This is a genomic window from Paenibacillus sp. CB74, assembly GCF_055687625.1.
In genome coordinates this window covers 307639-323873 of record NZ_CM146009.1, presented here as the reverse complement: position 1 = coordinate 323873, position 16235 = coordinate 307639, and the positions used below count along the sequence as shown (strand labels likewise).

Annotated in this window: 16 protein-coding genes; 2 read left to right on the top strand and 14 right to left on the bottom strand. The window is 44.8% G+C overall.

Annotation, left to right across the window (positions count from 1 at the left end):
• Nucleotides 1–88: 88 nt before the first annotated feature.
• From ACX9NY_RS01460 to ACX9NY_RS01430, 7 genes are all read right to left on the bottom strand, one after another.
• Nucleotides 89–1132: a pectate lyase family protein gene (locus ACX9NY_RS01460; protein WP_472476787.1), complete on the bottom strand. Its 1044-nt coding sequence runs from the start codon at nucleotides 1130–1132 to the stop codon at nucleotides 89–91.
• Nucleotides 1133–1335: 203 nt separating this feature from the next.
• Nucleotides 1336–2478, bottom strand: coding sequence for a DUF4179 domain-containing protein (locus tag ACX9NY_RS01455; protein ID WP_472476786.1), 1143 nt, complete (start codon nucleotides 2476–2478; stop codon nucleotides 1336–1338).
• Nucleotides 2468–2941: a sigma-70 family RNA polymerase sigma factor gene (locus ACX9NY_RS01450; RefSeq protein WP_445252982.1), complete on the bottom strand. Its 474-nt coding sequence runs from the start codon at nucleotides 2939–2941 to the stop codon at nucleotides 2468–2470. Before ACX9NY_RS01450 ends, ACX9NY_RS01455 begins: the two co-directional genes overlap by 11 nt.
• A 401-nt stretch (nucleotides 2942–3342) precedes the next feature.
• On the bottom strand, nucleotides 3343–3669 hold the full coding sequence (locus ACX9NY_RS01445; protein ID WP_472476785.1) for a hypothetical protein: 327 nt from the start codon (nucleotides 3667–3669) through the stop codon (nucleotides 3343–3345).
• 14 nt (nucleotides 3670–3683) lie between these two features.
• A complete protein-coding gene (locus tag ACX9NY_RS01440) occupies nucleotides 3684–4331 on the bottom strand; it encodes an SMI1/KNR4 family protein (protein WP_339256665.1) in 648 nt (215 codons plus the stop codon).
• Nucleotides 4332–4358: 27 nt separating this feature from the next.
• Complete coding sequence (locus ACX9NY_RS01435) at nucleotides 4359–5039, bottom strand: hypothetical protein (RefSeq protein WP_472476784.1); 681 nt, start codon at nucleotides 5037–5039, stop codon at nucleotides 4359–4361.
• A gap of 28 nt (nucleotides 5040–5067) precedes the next feature.
• Nucleotides 5068–5535 (bottom strand): DUF6386 family protein, encoded by a 468-nt coding sequence (locus tag ACX9NY_RS01430; RefSeq protein WP_472476783.1) that lies wholly within the window; start codon nucleotides 5533–5535, stop codon nucleotides 5068–5070.
• 185 nt (nucleotides 5536–5720) lie between these two features.
• Here ACX9NY_RS01430 and ACX9NY_RS01425 point away from each other — a divergent pair, with 185 nt between their 5' ends.
• Entirely contained in the window at nucleotides 5721–6098 is a 378-nt protein-coding gene (locus tag ACX9NY_RS01425) for a PilZ domain-containing protein (protein WP_339236504.1), read from the top strand.
• 83 nt (nucleotides 6099–6181) lie between these two features.
• Here ACX9NY_RS01425 and ACX9NY_RS01420 read toward each other — a convergent pair whose 3' ends face one another.
• On the bottom strand, nucleotides 6182–7525 hold the full coding sequence (locus tag ACX9NY_RS01420; RefSeq protein WP_339236507.1) for a uracil/xanthine transporter: 1344 nt from the start codon (nucleotides 7523–7525) through the stop codon (nucleotides 6182–6184).
• 50 nt (nucleotides 7526–7575) lie between these two features.
• Nucleotides 7576–8160, bottom strand: coding sequence for an ankyrin repeat domain-containing protein (locus ACX9NY_RS01415; RefSeq protein WP_339236509.1), 585 nt, complete (start codon nucleotides 8158–8160; stop codon nucleotides 7576–7578).
• 181 nt (nucleotides 8161–8341) lie between these two features.
• Between ACX9NY_RS01415 and ACX9NY_RS01410 the strand changes: the two genes are divergently transcribed.
• Complete coding sequence (locus ACX9NY_RS01410; RefSeq protein ID WP_472476782.1) at nucleotides 8342–9247, top strand: LysR family transcriptional regulator; 906 nt, start codon at nucleotides 8342–8344, stop codon at nucleotides 9245–9247.
• 74 nt (nucleotides 9248–9321) lie between these two features.
• Here the strand turns inward: ACX9NY_RS01410 and ACX9NY_RS01405 are convergent, their stop codons facing one another.
• The 5 genes from ACX9NY_RS01405 to ACX9NY_RS01385 form a co-directional block, all read right to left on the bottom strand.
• Nucleotides 9322–11229 (bottom strand): beta-glucoside-specific PTS transporter subunit IIABC, encoded by a 1908-nt coding sequence (locus ACX9NY_RS01405; RefSeq protein WP_472476781.1) that lies wholly within the window; start codon nucleotides 11227–11229, stop codon nucleotides 9322–9324.
• A gap of 128 nt (nucleotides 11230–11357) precedes the next feature.
• Nucleotides 11358–12209: a BglG family transcription antiterminator LicT gene (licT, locus tag ACX9NY_RS01400; RefSeq protein ID WP_253439676.1), complete on the bottom strand. Its 852-nt coding sequence runs from the start codon at nucleotides 12207–12209 to the stop codon at nucleotides 11358–11360.
• Between the two features lie 232 nt (nucleotides 12210–12441).
• Complete coding sequence (locus ACX9NY_RS01395) at nucleotides 12442–13866, bottom strand: glycoside hydrolase family 1 protein (protein ID WP_445252914.1); 1425 nt, start codon at nucleotides 13864–13866, stop codon at nucleotides 12442–12444.
• 192 nt (nucleotides 13867–14058) lie between these two features.
• On the bottom strand, nucleotides 14059–15516 hold the full coding sequence (locus ACX9NY_RS01390) for a glycoside hydrolase family 1 protein (RefSeq protein ID WP_339256678.1): 1458 nt from the start codon (nucleotides 15514–15516) through the stop codon (nucleotides 14059–14061).
• A 292-nt stretch (nucleotides 15517–15808) separates the two neighbouring features.
• Entirely contained in the window at nucleotides 15809–16102 is a 294-nt protein-coding gene (locus ACX9NY_RS01385; RefSeq protein WP_339236520.1) for a hypothetical protein, read from the bottom strand.
• Nucleotides 16103–16235: the final 133 nt, after the last annotated feature.

Here is a 16235-nt window from a genome sequence, read left to right as displayed (position 1 = left end):
TAAAAAAAACATAAAAAGCCCCCTTATACGCTGTTACGTACAAGAAAGGCTTCTTAGTCAATCGCTAATTAATTATCAAGATAATTAATTATTTACCGAACACAAGTGTCGTATTGGAGGAGCCTGCATACTTGGTGACGAACTCACGCGCGTAGCTGGCGCTCTCTACCTGATAACTGTAATTGGAGCTTGGTCTCCAGTTCGTTTTAGGAGAAATCGGACTTGTCAGGGCTGGCGTACTGCCGCTATCCGTGAACTCTCCATTTCCCTTGTCATCCAGGATGCCGCCCTTTTCAGCGCCTGCACCAAAGTAGTTGTTTTCGGAATAAATCCGTGCTTTTTCACCAATAGTAATGGCCTGATTAAAGTTGTTGGCATAGTTGTTTTTGAGATGGAAGTAACCGTATCTTAAAAGTCCAGGACCACGTACATACAAGTTTTCGAAGTAATTGTTGGACATCGTCACATGAGGGACGCCATTGTAACTGCTGTTACCATCATTCGGATGACCGAGGATAACGCCATACTTATGGTTTGCAAATTTGGAATTGCTAATCGTAATATAATCGGCGCGGTCACCGATATACAGCAGTTTGTCCAGATCACTACCGCCAGAGCTGTAGCTGTGACCAGCAAACGTTACATGATCGATCCAGTAATTGGAGCCTGAAGTGATATACATCTGGATATCATCATTGGCATTAATATTGGAAGCGTGTTCAAAAGTCAGATTCTGAAAAATTACATTGCTTGAACTGCTTGTGGATCTGAAATGAATATTCGTTAATGTATGTTTGCCAAAGGAACCTACCAGTGTCTTGTTCGCTCCAAACTCAACCTTTTGCAACGTAGAGGAGGAAATATCCTGTTCAACGACGACAATTTTGGCCGTAGAGCCCGCCATGTGTGTTCTCAGGTCATTAAGATTACTAACATAAACCACCTGACCGTTTTTACCACCTGTCGTAGCTGACTTGGATACACCATTTTCATTCTTGGCACTGCCTGCAAAACCAGTCAATCCGTTTGTACCTGTGTTTGGATAACTGGCCGCACCATATGTAGACGGGGCTGTGGAGACAGTTATCAACAATAGAGTTATAGCGAGTAACAGCATCGAAAATTTCTTCAAAATTTCACCATCCTTTATAATATTATCCTCAAATACAAATCGATTATATCGTGTAACTTCGGCTGTGACAATACAAAAACTGCAAAAAGACAACAATTCTCACTTTTATGCAACAGCAGATCAGATATCGTGAAAAAACAAAAAAATGAGATGAAGTCATAACCATTGCCATGACTTCATCTCAACCATCGATCCTATTTTATTTATTTGATTTTGATCTCCAGTTCATCCTTCTGGGCTTCCTGTAAATCATCATAGACCTTATCTGGTTTGCCACGAATTTTTAAAACCATTGACTCCGGATTATCCAGAAAATTGCTGCTGAAAGAATACATCATTCCGTCTTCCGTTCCACTCCCACCTACCATGGATAACTTGGTCTGCTTCCCATTCCTGGAGATCGATATGATTTCGATAGGATGAACGATCTCATTGAGCGACAACTTCGTTTTGTAATCAATCTCTTGATCAGGTGCATGGACAAATTTGACCCGAGTTACTAGCGGAGACACCTCCACCTCCGACAATAAGACCTCATAACCTCCGAGAGTAAAAGTCCGATTAACGTTAATGACTTCCGTTTTGGGGATAGAAAACTTGGGATCCAGAGGGAAAGAAATATTCATCTTTTTGGAAAATTTATATTTTCGTTCTTTCTCCCCTTTTTCTGCATGATTCACCACATCTGGTACAACTGAGGACAACTGGAATTGTAGATTTACTTGCTCAGGCAGCGGTTTATTTCGACTTCGCTCAATTGTATTCCGGCCATAAATGGTATGCTTATCCTTGGAAAAATGAATACCTCCTGCACCGCCATTGTCAAGCAAGTCTCCTGTCGAAGCGTCCATCATCTTCATATTGACAGTCGAATACATCTGCTGCGAAGCATCCGTTCTGGCGGTATACAATACCGTTATTCGATTCTCATCTGCCATAACTGCATTCACAGTAAACGCATATATGCCCGATGTAACCGTCTGATCTACAAGTTGCACATAACCGTTATTGAGCGTTGAAGTAATCGTAGCACTGTCCATATCCGAATTTAGCAGGCCACGAAAGGGTTCAAGTACGCCCCAGTTGGCTATAGGCTCAGTATATGTTGCCTGTTCTTGCCCATAACTCCCAAGCGGCCCCACAAGAAACCATCCTGCTACCAGGACCGTAACCAGAGCTCCCGTAATCCATTGGATACGAACGCTCCGACCTGATCGTCTGGTTCTGGCCTTCGCGAGACCACGTTGAATTGCCGCAGTTGTATCCGCCGAATTCCAGTGCTGTTTCTCTCTTTTCACCTGATATGCGTCTGCAAGAAGTGCTTTCTCCTCCGGGTTAGTGGTCATGCCAATCCCTCCTGTTCTTCATCAACTTGCGCAACTGCTGGAGTCCCTTGTGCTGCCAGGTCTTGATCGTACCTTCCGGTTTGCCGAGGATGGAGGCAATGTCTGTTAGTGTCATGTCGTTATAATATTTCAGCAATAATACATGGCGATATTTGGGTTTCACCTTTTGCAAAAGAGATTCCATCGCAATTCGATTATCATCAACACTGATCATCCAAGAGGCCGGAATGCTGTCCTCCAGTTCCTCCTTGGCGAGAGGTGTCGCCCGCTTGCGGCGCCTCTGTTCATCGATGCAGACATAGATCAGTATCCGAATGATCCACGACTTGAACGCCTTCTCATTGTTCAGCGTACGACGTTTAACCCAAGCCCGGCACGTCATCTCCTGCACAGCTTCCAGCGCATCTTGCCGATTACGCAGGTAACTGTAGGCAATGGAAATGAGCGTATCTTGATGTTCCATAATGGATTGCACAAATACCGTCTCATCTTCGGTCTGTACATAGATCCTCTGGTTCAGCTCTGCTTTTGTTTCCACCCCGCATCCCTCCTTCTCTCTCTTTCTATGGTATAAGACGGGTGAGTGAAGCAAACGGTTTTATTATTGGCTCATCAAAAAAAGCTCCGCCATCACCTGAGGGAGCTTTTTACATAAGAGTTTCAACGTCTAAATACCGAATGATGTACACGTATGAACAATCCAAACAAGACTAACTCTTTTACAAATTACCGATTATGTATAAAGGGGATAATACAAATCCCACATTTCGCTGCGGACCCCGATACGGATAGATGAGCGCAGGAATCGTTCTATTTGATTGTTTAGCCATAAGATCACGTCTGTTCATGCAATTTCACTACTAATCAGAGTTCAAACCAGGTTAAACCGCCATCTACCTGCCTGGTTTCTCGCTCCATCTGTTGCATCCAGCTCCGTGCCTCTTGGCCCCACATATGAAACAAACAGTAGATATACGAATCCCCGTCCGCAACCTCTTCTAACCCGGAAGCCTCTTCTATCCACACTTCAAGGGCTGTAGGCCAGGACGAATCTTCACGTTTCAACACAAAGCCGTTGATTTGGTGTTCCAAACTATATACTTCGGTAAACGTTAGTGCACTTGCCAGACGTTCCACAACTTCAGGTAAAATCGCAGGTTCCGTTGTTCTGATCCCATATTCCCAGCCCATATGTACAACCTCCTTCAGACTTCGTTTGCTCCAGATGATTGCTTTTGTTCGTGCATTTGCTGGATCGAACGATCCAACCACAACTCGTACCAGTCCAGAAAATGCAGTCGATTCGTATTGCCCCAATACTGATCAGGATAAATTCCATTGCGGTTAGCCCGGTCATCAACCCAGATCTCTCCGTAGGAGGCTCCCTTAACGATCAGATTCATGGAGATGCCACAACCAAAATCACTGATGCGCAGCATGCCTGCCGACCATTTTGGATCAAAATATTCGTGTTCCAGAGCATACCATTCCTCTTCTTCCTTGCTGTCATCGAACCAGTCATAGTTCCAGTTCCATGCTTCCGTGAATTGAAAAGGGTCCGAGATCGCATTCAGCTCATCATCATAACCAAGCATAGCGTATACACCGTCATCCGGGTTCTCCAGACCATAATAAGGCCCTGCACCACTCGTCCCCATATGTAGAAGCCATACCTTATAGTCCTCCGGCAATTTAATTCGCCATTTCTGCTCGAACTGTGCAATATCCTCCTGTGTCCATACAGCTGACATCTCATATGCATGGCTCTCTGCGCCGAACAAGTCCAAATCCGAATCCAGACTTCGGAGATTGATTAACTTTTCACGCATACGTTCTAACTGTTCAGTGTACACGGCCTACCTACCTCCTTTGCTACTCCATCACGTTCGTTCCACGCCATACCCGCGGTGCTGCAACTCATCCAGTGCGGCTACCACATCTCGTTCAGGACACAACTGCTTAATCAGGCTGGCAGTCACCGGTTTTTCTTCATATATCTCAGCTACAGCTTCCAACGGTAGATCTGGCATATCATAGTACCCTTTGGCCCAATCCACGTAATCTTCCGAGTCTTTATTCAAGTACTGCAGCAAAAATTCTGCACCACCTCTGGCGTCTGCTTCACCTTCCTCGGCCATCGCCAACTGAATCCAGTTACCAACCTTCCATGACAAGTCGTTCCCTTCCTGCCATAGGCAAAAGGTCACATTCTCCAGATCCAATGTCTCCTCATGATCCCGCAGAACAGTCATCAATGTCTTCGGCGCTTCATCGTACATGCCCGGGTAGATCTCTCCATCCTCACGAGCATGCGGACTTAAAGGTGACTCATGATCAAATCCCTTGATCAACGTGCCTGAATTCGTAAATAATACATGCAGATGATCACCTGCGCCATTATCGATGCTTCCCCATGCCACACCTGGCTGAAGTTCTTTTTCATAATGATGTACACGCAGCCAGTCTTCCTCCGAAAATATGATATCCAGTGCGGCAAGTATTCTCATCCTTTGACGCAGGGTATCTGTGTCCAATAAGGGTGTCTCGTTCCAAACCTGCATATGAATCCCTCCTGTTCACCTATGTACACTAAATCCGGATTAATTCAGCCAACGTGTTCTTCCCCTGAGTACTTGGAGTCATGACAATTGCGATCCGACTGGCTTCTCTGGAGATGATACACGCATAGTTTCCGGGATTTAGCTGAAACATGACCCCTTCACACGTCTCATCCGGCTCCAGTTCCCCGCCAGTAACATCATCAGCCGCTCCCAGATAGACGTGCCCAGACGGAACTTGCAGATGATATACCTTTTCCCGTTTCGCTACGTCATCTGAATCTGATTCCACCTGTGCATCCTCCAAGCTCCACTCCACCTCATACACTCCATCCGCACCCAGATTCAGGAACAGACAATGGCCTGCATTCACCTCACTCAGCTCATCTTCCGGTATGGACCACCAATCCGAAGTATCCTCGAAACGGTGCTTTAACGCTGCCAGATCATACAGGCACAATGTTGCCGTATCTGTAACCATTTGAAATGTTCCTCTCATATTCCCCGTCCCTTCTGTGAGATTAAGACCAACCTCAGAAATATATTCCATCATTATATCAAGCCTGATACACGTGTAAAAGGAACCCTTGGACCATCTCTGCTTTAGCAACTCTTCATTTCTCGCTCCAAACGGTCGATATAAGCATAACTGACTTTTTTGAACTTGATGGAGGAAGCCAAGCCATGTCAATGAATAATAGAAAAGAACCCTTTCGCTACACACTAAAGGAACCAATCAACTTTGAGATCTATATTCTCAGCATCAACGGGGTCACTGCACCACCGAAACCCATTCAAGCTGAGTTATGTGATATCAGTCGGTCCGGCTGTCAGCTATCATTTCCACTATCCCTTCCTGTCGAGAATAACGATATTCGGATTGGCATGAATATGCTGCTATTCGAAGACCCTCTATATATGGAAGGCACTCTCCGCTGGGGTCAAGAAAAAAATACCTCATGGCACTACGGTGTCCAACTCGAAATGCAGGACGGTAACCAGGACCGACTCTCCCGAGAGATGCGAATGCTTGCAGGACAAGGCAAAATTATTGTGAAATAGCGAGTGGCCATATAGGTTGGTAACCAAAACAAAAAAAACAAAAAACAGCCCAATCAAATTGGACTGTTACGAGATAAAACACATTATGCCGCTTTACTGACTGTCACTGGTTGTTCCATTTTGGACCAGTTCACGGTTTTTTCGAGAAGTAATGATACTAATACACCAATAACGAGACCATTGCTTATAATCGGAACAAGATACATGGGCAAGTTTTGAAAGGCTTCAGCAGGAATATTCATTACAGCAACTCCAGTGAGTACCGGTAAAGCTACACGATAGATCGTTTTAGAATTAAACGTCGTGCCCTCAAGTGTTCTTAATGCTGTACCGAACATCTGCAGATAGGCTACAAACAGAACAGCACTGCCTACGCTTGGTGGTATTTGTGCAAAAAAGGCAGTAACCGAAGGGGTAAGCCCCATCATACATAACAACCCCGCTCCAATAATAAAGGCAGCACGACGCAGGATGCGAGTGCTCTCCAGGAAGCCGATTGATGATGCGAATAAACCAAACGGCAGCACACCTACACAGGCCGACAACATCGAGAACAGACCCGTTAGCACGTATGAGCGTCGGTACTGCTGACGGGTCGTCTCTGCCTGATAAAGTTTCTCGACCGTGCTTAATGTGGTAATCGAATTCGTCATATTCACCAGTCCCACAAAAAATGCAGTAATGACGATTCCCGGTTCCCATCTTGGTGCTCCCCATGGAAACAGCGTTAGGCCTCCTACTATGTGGTTGGGCTGTCCACCATGTTGTCCCGGAAACAATAGACTATAGGCAATCCAGCCTGCCACAATTCCAATTAAGATCGCGTAGTTCCCCAGTTTCCCCTTACCCTTTAATTGAATCCATGCCACCAGAAATGCAATGACAACGGATAACGCAGCAACTGGCAGATCGAAGCGACCAAACTCCGTATATCCAATCATACCTTTAAAAAAGTTCATGGTTAATTGAATGGTCATCAGAAACAGCATGGCACTCTTCACCATCGGTGTAAACAGCTTCTGCAGCACTTGCGCCGCGCCTAGCCAGCCCAATATCATCATCGTCAGACCCGCTAACAGAAAACCTGCAGCCAGGCCACCACCAATGCGCTCCAGGCTCATACCTGCTGAGGAAGCCGATACAGTCAAGCTCAGCGTCAATCCCCACCATAGTCCTGAAGGACCATCCATGACTGCATAGCGGTGACCAAATACTGCTTGAAGAATACACACCGCTCCGGTAAGGATAAATGCGTGCTGCATGGAGGCAGCAATGGCATCCGGGGACAGATGAAAATTATGTCCGATAGATAGCGGAACCACAACAGTATTGGTAAACAGGAAGAAAAACCACTGTATGCCCGCTAAAATCATTGAAGATACGTCTTTCATATTCTTTTGTAAAAAATGCTCTTGATGTCTATTCATTTGTTAGCAATATCCTTTCACTCTTCTGTATCATAAACACATAAGTGCTTTTAGACTTCGGTTAATAACCGTTCCATCTCCGCATATTGATGCTGACGCGCATGTACGAGCGGTGTAATTCCGTCCCGATCCGCGATCTTTGGATCTGCACCATATTGCAAAAGCAAGGCAACAATCTGCTGATGCCGTGGACCGCCATCTCCCAAAATGACTGCTTCCAGCAAGGCTGTCCATCCCAGATTGTTGATATGGTTCACATCTACATCACTGCGTGTCAGCAGAAGCTCCACAATGTGCACATGGCCCCGATCAGCTGCTGGAATAAGGGCGGTACCGCCAAAACGATTTGTTAACCTTGTATCTGCACCTGCTTCAATGGCCAGTTCAACCATGTCATACATGCCCTCGGCACTCGCGTATAACAGCGGATTATCCAATCGTCTATCCTGGAGATTAATGTCTGCTCCGGCGTCCACTAGCATTCTTGCCGTGTCTATCTTATTACCGTGCACGGCAGCCATCAGAGGTGTTCGCCCCAATGCATCCCGTTCATTCAACTGGCTACCCTGGGTGATAAACCGAATGACCTCATCGGTATGCCCTGCTTGAGCGGCGTCATGTATTGTTCTAACCACGTTATTTCATCCTCCAATTCAACATCTTCTCATGCAGTAACTTTCATAGAAAAACCAAGCACTTTAGTCAGGTGTGCAAATCTAATGTATGTTAACATAAGAACGTAGTATATTAAAAATACATGTTTTGTTGGCTTTCCATACGAATTACATATAGTTTGAAGGCAAAGGAGACAACCACTTGGATATCAAACAATGTCGCTATTTCATTGCCATTGCTGAGGAGAAACAGATTACAGCAGCAGCCCGAAGACTTCACATGGCTCAGCCCCCCTTAAGCCAGCAGCTTAAGTTAATGGAAGAAGAGCTAGGCGTGATGTTGTTTGAACGCAAAGGGCGCATGATGGAACTAACGCAGGCTGGTCGTAGCTTCTACGATTATGCAGTCACCTTGACCAAATATATGGAGGAAGCTGTAATGGAGATGCAAAGTTTCCAGCACGGCATACGGGGTAAACTCGCCATCGGCATCAATACCATATCAGATCGCCTGATCCCGCAAGCACTACAGCAGTTCCGTACTACCCATCCACAGGTGACCTATAAAATTCAGCAAAATGAATCGGCACAATTATGCCGATTGCTGGAAGATGGCAAAGTTGAGCTTGCCTGTGTACGCATGCCTGTCCAGACCGCACGCTATGAGGTGCTGCACCTGCCACAGGAGCCCCTTTTCTATATCTCTGCAACACCTCTAGTTAACTCGACAGACATGCTACCAGAAGCGGAGATGGGGACTTGTTTTGAGCAGCTCACAGGAATTCCTCTATTACTTCCAAGTACAGAGGGACTCGGTATGTTCGAGTTAATTTTGGATAAATTCCGTGAGCATCAAGTCACCCCCTCCATCATGGGCGAGTGCTCAGACATTAATATGTTGCTGGAGCTGGTCCGACTCGGCTTCGCCAGTTCCATCGTGCCCCATACCGTTCTTCAGTTATACCAAGAGCACCCTTTCCACGTATACCGCCTTCAGGATCAGCATTCAACTGTCGGATCAGCGCTGGTCTGGTTGCAGAACCGTTATCTGTCCAAGCCTGCACAACACTTTGTGCAATTGGTACAGGGTATGCTTCCTGTGGTATAGAACAAACAGAACAAAAAAAAAGCAGCAACTTCCCCGGCTTTGAATCCGGCAAAGTTGCTGCTTTATTCTTTTGATTAAGCTTTCGCTGTGAACAACAAGTCTTTTTCCTTGATCGTCGTGCGACCAGCAGACTCAATAGACTCATATTGATGCATGTTTGTAATAATAACGGGTGTAATCGTTGTATAACCGGCTTTTTCGATCTGTTCCCGGTCGAACTCCATCAGCACATCACCTACGTTAACCTTTGCACCTGCTTGTACTTTAGGCGAGAAGAATTGACCTTTCAGCTTCACGGTATCAATGCCGATATGAATCAACATCTCAGCGCCAGTATCACTTACCAGACCAATGGCATGTCCACTCTTCGATAATGAGAATACTGTACCGTTGATTGGAGATACCACACGTCCTTCAGTTGGTTGAATCGCGAATCCTTTACCCATAATCTCTTCAGAGAATGCAGGGTCCGGCACTTCGCTCAGCGGTTTAACTTCACCCGTGATTGGACTGAATACTTGCTCATCTTGTGCTTTTGCTTCTTCAGTTACAATAGCAGAAGTTGTTGCTGCTGCTGCTGTTGCAGGCTCAGCTACTGGTGCAGCTGGCTCCGATGCATTTTCTTCTTCGAATCCAAGAATATACGTTAGAACTGCCGCAGCTACGATAGCAATCAGACCACCAGCCAGTGCATAGAGCAGTGTGCTAATTGCCGGACTGATAAATGCTGCGATACTTGGCAGACCCACTAGACCTGTAAGTACATATGCTTTAACATTGACGATCCCCATGAATCCGCCTGCGATAGCTCCACCAATAAGAGCTGCAATAAACGGTTTTTTGAACTTCATGTTGATACCATACATCGCTGGTTCCGTAATCCCCATAATAGCCGTAAGACCTGTGGAATAGGCAAGGGATTTGGTTTTGCTATTTCTCGATCTGAGACCTACACCAAATGCTGCACCACCTTGTGCCAGGTTAGCTGCAAACATCAGTGGAATAATAAAGTCGTAACCCAGTGTTGTCATTGAACCGACAATGATTGGCAACAGTGCATAGTGCATACCTGTGATGATCAGCAGTGACATCGTACCACCAATCAGAATACTTGCGAAGATGGACATATTGTCGAACAACCATGAAATACCACCGGACAAACCATTACCAAGAACCGTACCCAATGGTCCAACAGTCATCAACGTCAGTGGAACCATAATCAACAGGGTAACCGTCGGAACAATCAGAAGTTTCAATGAAGCATGTGTAACACGATCAACAGCTTTCTCGACATAAGAAGCAATCCAGATGGCGAGAATGATCGGAATTACCGTAGAAGAATATGTCGCTGCTATAACCTTAATTCCCACAAATGTGGTATCACCATTGGCAAGCAATGCTGTAATCGTCGGATGCATAATACCCGCTGCGAGCGCTGCAGCAATATACATATTACTACCCAGCTTACGTGCAGCACTAATTGCTAGAATGATTGGCAGGAAGTAGAAGGCACCATCCCCGATTGCAGACAAGATGATATAGGTTGAGCTGGTATCAGACAACCAGCCCAGGGCTACAAGGATCGCTACGATCCCTTTGATCATACCTGCACCCGTAATGGCTGGCAGGATTGGAGTAAATACTCCTGAGATGAAGTCGAACAGCGCACTTATTGGATTTCTCTTTTTCTTTTCTCCAGTTGAAGCAGCTGATGATGCATTATCTGCGGTTGGTGATTTGGACATGTTGCCAACAAGTGCGTTATACACGACAGGTACATCGTTACCGATGATAACCTGGAACTGTCCGCCGTTCTCCATCACGCCCATCACGCCTGGTGTATTTTTTAGCGTCGCTTTGTCCGCTTTTTGGTTGTCATTCAGGTTAAATCTGAGTCTTGTCATACAGTGAGTGACTTGATCGATATTCTCTTCGCCACCAACAAGCTTCAAAATATCCTTGGACAATTGTTGTTTATCCATTGTGTTTTGCTCCTTTTATGTGTAATGAAGGTTAAAAAAAAACCTAAACACTGAATAATGACAAAGCAGAAAAGCTTATCATTATTCAACGTTTAGGTTTTGCCTTTTTAGCAGTAACAATCCTAATTTTATTCAATTGTTTGTTCATTTCTGACAATTCGTTCAATATGAATGGTCAGATACAGTATTTCTTCCTTGGACAACACCCGATTATAGATCTTACGCGTATAGTCACTGATCCTTACTGCACATGCATGTGCTTCAGGATACTGCTTGCTCACCAAGTCATGAAGCGGATTATCTTCTTCTTTATCTTCAATTGCCGTCCCTTGCAATACACGTTGGGCAAAGAACTTCAGATGAGTTAAAAATCGATAATAACTCAATGAATCTTCATCAAGTTCAATCACAAAGCTGCGTCTTACGATATTAAGAATGTCCTTAACGATGTTTGTAATACTGATCGTTTCCCTCATCTCACCGTTCATCTGGGCATTGACCAGATGCATCGCAATGAATGCGCATTCGTCTTCGGGAAGCAGGACACCTAATGTTTCCTCAATAATCTGTAGCGCCTTAAGTCCAATGGCATATTCCTTCCGGTACATGCGCTTGATCTCCCAGAACAATGCGTTACGGATCTGCAATCCTTGACGATGTCGATCAATGGCAAAATGAATATGATCCGTCAGTGAAATGTAGATGCTCTCATGCAGCTTCTCACCCAACACCGTCTCGGCATAACGGATAATCTCATCCGAGCACTCGACATATTCAACCGGGATATCTGACAGAAGCGTTTTAAGTTTCTGTGATACTTCCTTACTTTCAAGCGAGAATATTTTTTCGACGAGACTCTCGTCTATCGATTCACCAGTATGCTTTTTGAAGGCAATTCCACGCCCCATAACGACCAGCTCGTTTCCTCCCGGATCAATTACGGTAACTACGTTGTTGTTCAGCACCTTCTCAATTTTCATTTCTTCACATCACCTTGCACCGTCAAAGTAGTAAAAGGCAAAACCAAAGCAGGTCACGAAATATGCCCCGCCTCTGGTTTTGCCTGATTGAACAGTAACAATCCAGTATTCATTAGCCTTAGGCCCATCTTACCATATAATTATCCATCTGACAATGTTTTTGTGAAAGCGGTTAATGTGCATTAATATGACATAAGAAGGTGCATAACAACCATGCCTTAAGAACTACTATTTACTTATTGTTACGTTTAAGACTTGCGCCATTTGTACCAATAACTTCTTTGTACCAGTGGAAAGATTTTTTCTTGTATCGATCCAGTGTTCCTGAACCATCATTGTTGCGATCGACATAGATGAAACCATATCGTTTCTTCATCTCTGCTGTTGAAGCACTCACCAGGTCAATACAGCCCCATGACGTATAACCCATCACTTCCACGCCATCCTCAAGAGCTTCACCCACTTGTACCAAGTGGTCATTCAAGTATTGAATACGGTAATCATCGTTCACCGTTTTATTGCCATTTTCGTCGGTGATCAGCTCATCTACTGCGCCCAGACCATTTTCGACAATAAACAATGGTTTTTGATATCGGTCCCAGTATTTGTTCAAGGTTACGCGCAGTCCTTGCGGATCGATCTGCCAGCCCCACTCGCTCGCTTGGAGATAAGGGTTTTGTACCCCTGCAAACAAGTTGCCTTTTCCTTCAATACGTTTCTGGGGATCACCTGTCTCACAGATACTTACATAATAGCTGAACGAGATAAAGTCTACGGTGTGCTTCAGAATTTCAGCGTCGCCGTCTTCAAACTTGATATTGATATTATTTGCTTTGAAATAACGATTAATGTATTTCGGATAGTAACCACGCGCATGGATATCAGCAAAGATATCATTGCGCTGTTCAGCATGCATCGCTGCAACCACATCATCCGGATTCGGAGTCAGCGGATACGTAGGCATGCTCAGTACCATACAGCCAATTTTGGCTTCAGGCATAATTTCATGTCCCAGTTTCACTGCTAACGCACTGGCTACCAATTCATGATGGATTGCTTGATACAGATCCTGTTTGGACAGTTCTGCTTTTGGCGTATAGATCCCGCCGCTCATGAATGGCTCCTCCAGAATGGAGTTAATTTCGTTGAACGTCAGCCAGTATTTCACTTTGCCTTTGAAACGGTTGAAGAGCACCGTTACATAACGCTCGTAGAACTCAATCATTTTACGGTTAACCCATCCATCATATGTTTTGGACAAATGTAGCGGTGTCTCATAGTGAGAGATGGTTACGAGGGGTTCAATGCCGTACTTATGGCACTCATCGAACAGATCATCATAGAATTGCAGACCCTTCTCGTTTGGTTCCAATTCATCACCTTTAGGAAAGATACGGGACCAGGCGATAGATGTACGGAACACTTTGAAGCCCATTTCAGCAAACAGCTTAACATCTTCTTTGTAACGGTTATAAAAGTCAATCCCGATCAGTTTCAGGTTATCCTCAGTAGGTCCTTCCGTTCTGGGCGTTGTAATCCCGTGCGGCATTACGTCTTGAACAGAAAGGCCCTTGCCATCTGTATTATAAGCTCCTTCAAGTTGGTTGGCTGCTACAGCTCCGCCCCATAGGAAATCCTTCGGAAATGGTGTTGTCATGTCAATCCTTCCTCTCTAAGTAACGGTATTTTCATTCTTTGTTTAAATGCTTTCCTCTATCCTTTTCCGACAGGAAAAAGCGGACAATCTCCAACCAAAAGGGCTGACAGGGACATTGGATTCCCTGCTTGCCAACTTTCGTGTTAGGTTTTGCCCGCTTCCTGTGCGGTAACAATCCTGTGAACGAGCGAGTTACAGTTGCTCACCATTGCTGGAGATTACGTTTTTGTACCAGTCGAATGAATCCTTCTTGGAACGTTTCAGTGTTCCGTTACCTTCGTCGTCCAGATCCACGTAGATGAAACCATAACGTTTGGACATTTCGGAAGTGGACATGCTCACCAGGTCAATCGGACCCCATGCTGTAAATCCAATCAGATCCACACCATCTTTGATGGCTTCTTTCATTTGTTCGATGTGTTTTTTCAGGTAATCCACACGATAGGAGTCATGGATCGAACCATCTTCTTCAACTTTATCATAGGCACCCAAACCATTTTCCACGATGAACAATGGTTTCTGGTAACGATCCCAGAAGTTGTTCAGGGTTACGCGCAGACCGATCGGATCGATCTCCCAGCCCCAGTCGGACGCTTCCAGATAAGGGTTTTTCACGCCACCAGTCAAGTTGCCGGATGTCTCTGCTTCGTTGGCAGAAGCCGATTTGGTCACGGACATGTAGTAACTGAAGGAGATGAAATCAACTGTATTGTTGAGCAGAATTTCATCATCGCCCGCTTCTTTTTGAATGACAATGTTGTTCTCTTCAAAATAACGAGCCATATAGTTCGGGTACTTACCACGAGCATGCATGTCCGTGAAGAAGAGGTTAATCTGATTCTCATGCTGAGCCAAACGAACATCTACCGGATTACATGTGGCTGCATAAGTTTCCATACGAGCAAGCATACAGCCGACTTGGGAACCAGGGATAATTTCGTGTGCAAGCTTCGTTACCATGGCACTTGCTACAAATTGATGATGAAGCGCTTGATACGTCGTTTGCAGCTTGTTGTCCACTTTATCGATCAGAATGCCGCCGCCAGTGTATGGGCTGAATAGCATGACGTTAATCTCATTGAACGTCAGCCAGTATTTCACTTTATTTTTATAACGGTTAAATACCGTTTCAGCATATCTAACATAGTGCTGAATTACTTCACGACCAGCCCAGCCATTATATTTTTGCGTCAAGCCAAGCGGAGTCTCGTAGTGAGACAATGTAACGAGCGGCTCAATGCCATATTTCAACAATTCGTCGAATACTTCATCGTAGAATTTCAAACCTGCTTCATTTGGCTCTTGATCATAACCGTTCGGGAAAATGCGTGCCCAGTGAATGGATAAGCGGAATACTTTGAAGCCCATTTCAGCGAACAATGCAATATCTTCTCTAAAGTGATGGTAAAAATCGATACCAAAACGTTTCGGGAAACGTTCTTCAATTTTGCCGGAGAGAATCTCTTCAATTCGGGAAGAGGAAATTTCCATGGCATGTCCGCCTGTACGCTTCTCTTTCGGAACATGAGCAATCATGTCCGCTGTGGAGAGGCCTTTGCCGTCCTTATCGAATGCACCCTCCAATTGATTGGCAGCTGTAGCGCCGCCCCATAGGAAGTTTTCGGGGAATCCTTTTTTTGCCGTGGTCATGAACAACAACCTCTTTTCGAAATTTATTTTGGTTTTTCCAACTGAAAAATGGTGTGATTTAGAGCAGAAAACAAGAAAAACCTAAACTCAAGGTAAAATAGCACCAAAAAAAGGGGCCTTCATTTCACCATCAGTTTAGGTTTTGCCTGTCTTCACAGTTACAATCCATCAAAAGATGTTATTGCGTATTCTGTTGTGTTTGCTCTTGTAATGTAAGCGTAACATATCTATTTTGCAAAATCAACTTCACTGGATCATAGGATCGTTCGCCCATTCTTTCCATAACAAAAAATTAACGCGGCATATGCATAATGGCTGCCCTTAATGCCTGCGCTCCCTCCTCGGTTTCCAGATATGTAGCAGGACTTTGGTCCCCTAAAGCCGGGATATCTTTCATGATCCATTCAAAAGTGTACTCCCCCATTTCATACAAAAGTACCCGACTTATGTCCGCCGGAATCCCATGTATTCGCGCACGTTTTACCCACGCAGGGTCCAGTTTATTTTCAAATTCTTCAAACAGTTCGGAAAATGAGTCCCAGCTTGCCTGCTTAAACTCTCTGAAATACATATCTTTCATACTCATGTAAATTCACTCCCTGGATTGCTATTAATAACACCGAAGTCCTATCTGACACAATTCATCCTTAAGCCGCTTGAATCCGTTTCTGTAACAGGTAGACTTAATTTTAAATGTTTTTAGGGGGAAAGACTAGTAC

Coding starts and splice junctions, on each gene's coding strand:
- ACX9NY_RS01445 (WP_472476785.1), bottom strand. CDS start 3,669: ATGGGCTGGGAATATGGGATCAGAACAACGGAACCTGCGATTTTACCT.
- ACX9NY_RS01430 (WP_472476783.1), bottom strand. CDS start 5,535: ATGAGAGGAACATTTCAAATGGTTACAGATACGGCAACATTGTGCCTG.
- ACX9NY_RS01385 (WP_339236520.1), bottom strand. CDS start 16,102: ATGAGTATGAAAGATATGTATTTCAGAGAGTTTAAGCAGGCAAGCTGG.
- ACX9NY_RS01405 (WP_472476781.1), bottom strand. CDS start 11,229: ATGGATAAACAACAATTGTCCAAGGATATTTTGAAGCTTGTTGGTGGC.
- ACX9NY_RS01420 (WP_339236507.1), bottom strand. CDS start 7,525: ATGAATAGACATCAAGAGCATTTTTTACAAAAGAATATGAAAGACGTA.
- ACX9NY_RS01455 (WP_472476786.1), bottom strand. CDS start 2,478: ATGACCACTAACCCGGAGGAGAAAGCACTTCTTGCAGACGCATATCAG.
- ACX9NY_RS01435 (WP_472476784.1), bottom strand. CDS start 5,039: ATGCAGGTTTGGAACGAGACACCCTTATTGGACACAGATACCCTGCGT.
- ACX9NY_RS01450 (WP_445252982.1), bottom strand. CDS start 2,941: ATGGAACATCAAGATACGCTCATTTCCATTGCCTACAGTTACCTGCGT.
- ACX9NY_RS01425 (WP_339236504.1), top strand. CDS start 5,721: ATGTCAATGAATAATAGAAAAGAACCCTTTCGCTACACACTAAAGGAA.
- ACX9NY_RS01395 (WP_445252914.1), bottom strand. CDS start 13,866: ATGACAACACCATTTCCGAAGGATTTCCTATGGGGCGGAGCTGTAGCA.
- ACX9NY_RS01390 (WP_339256678.1), bottom strand. CDS start 15,516: ATGACCACGGCAAAAAAAGGATTCCCCGAAAACTTCCTATGGGGCGGC.
- licT (WP_253439676.1), bottom strand. CDS start 12,209: ATGAAAATTGAGAAGGTGCTGAACAACAACGTAGTTACCGTAATTGAT.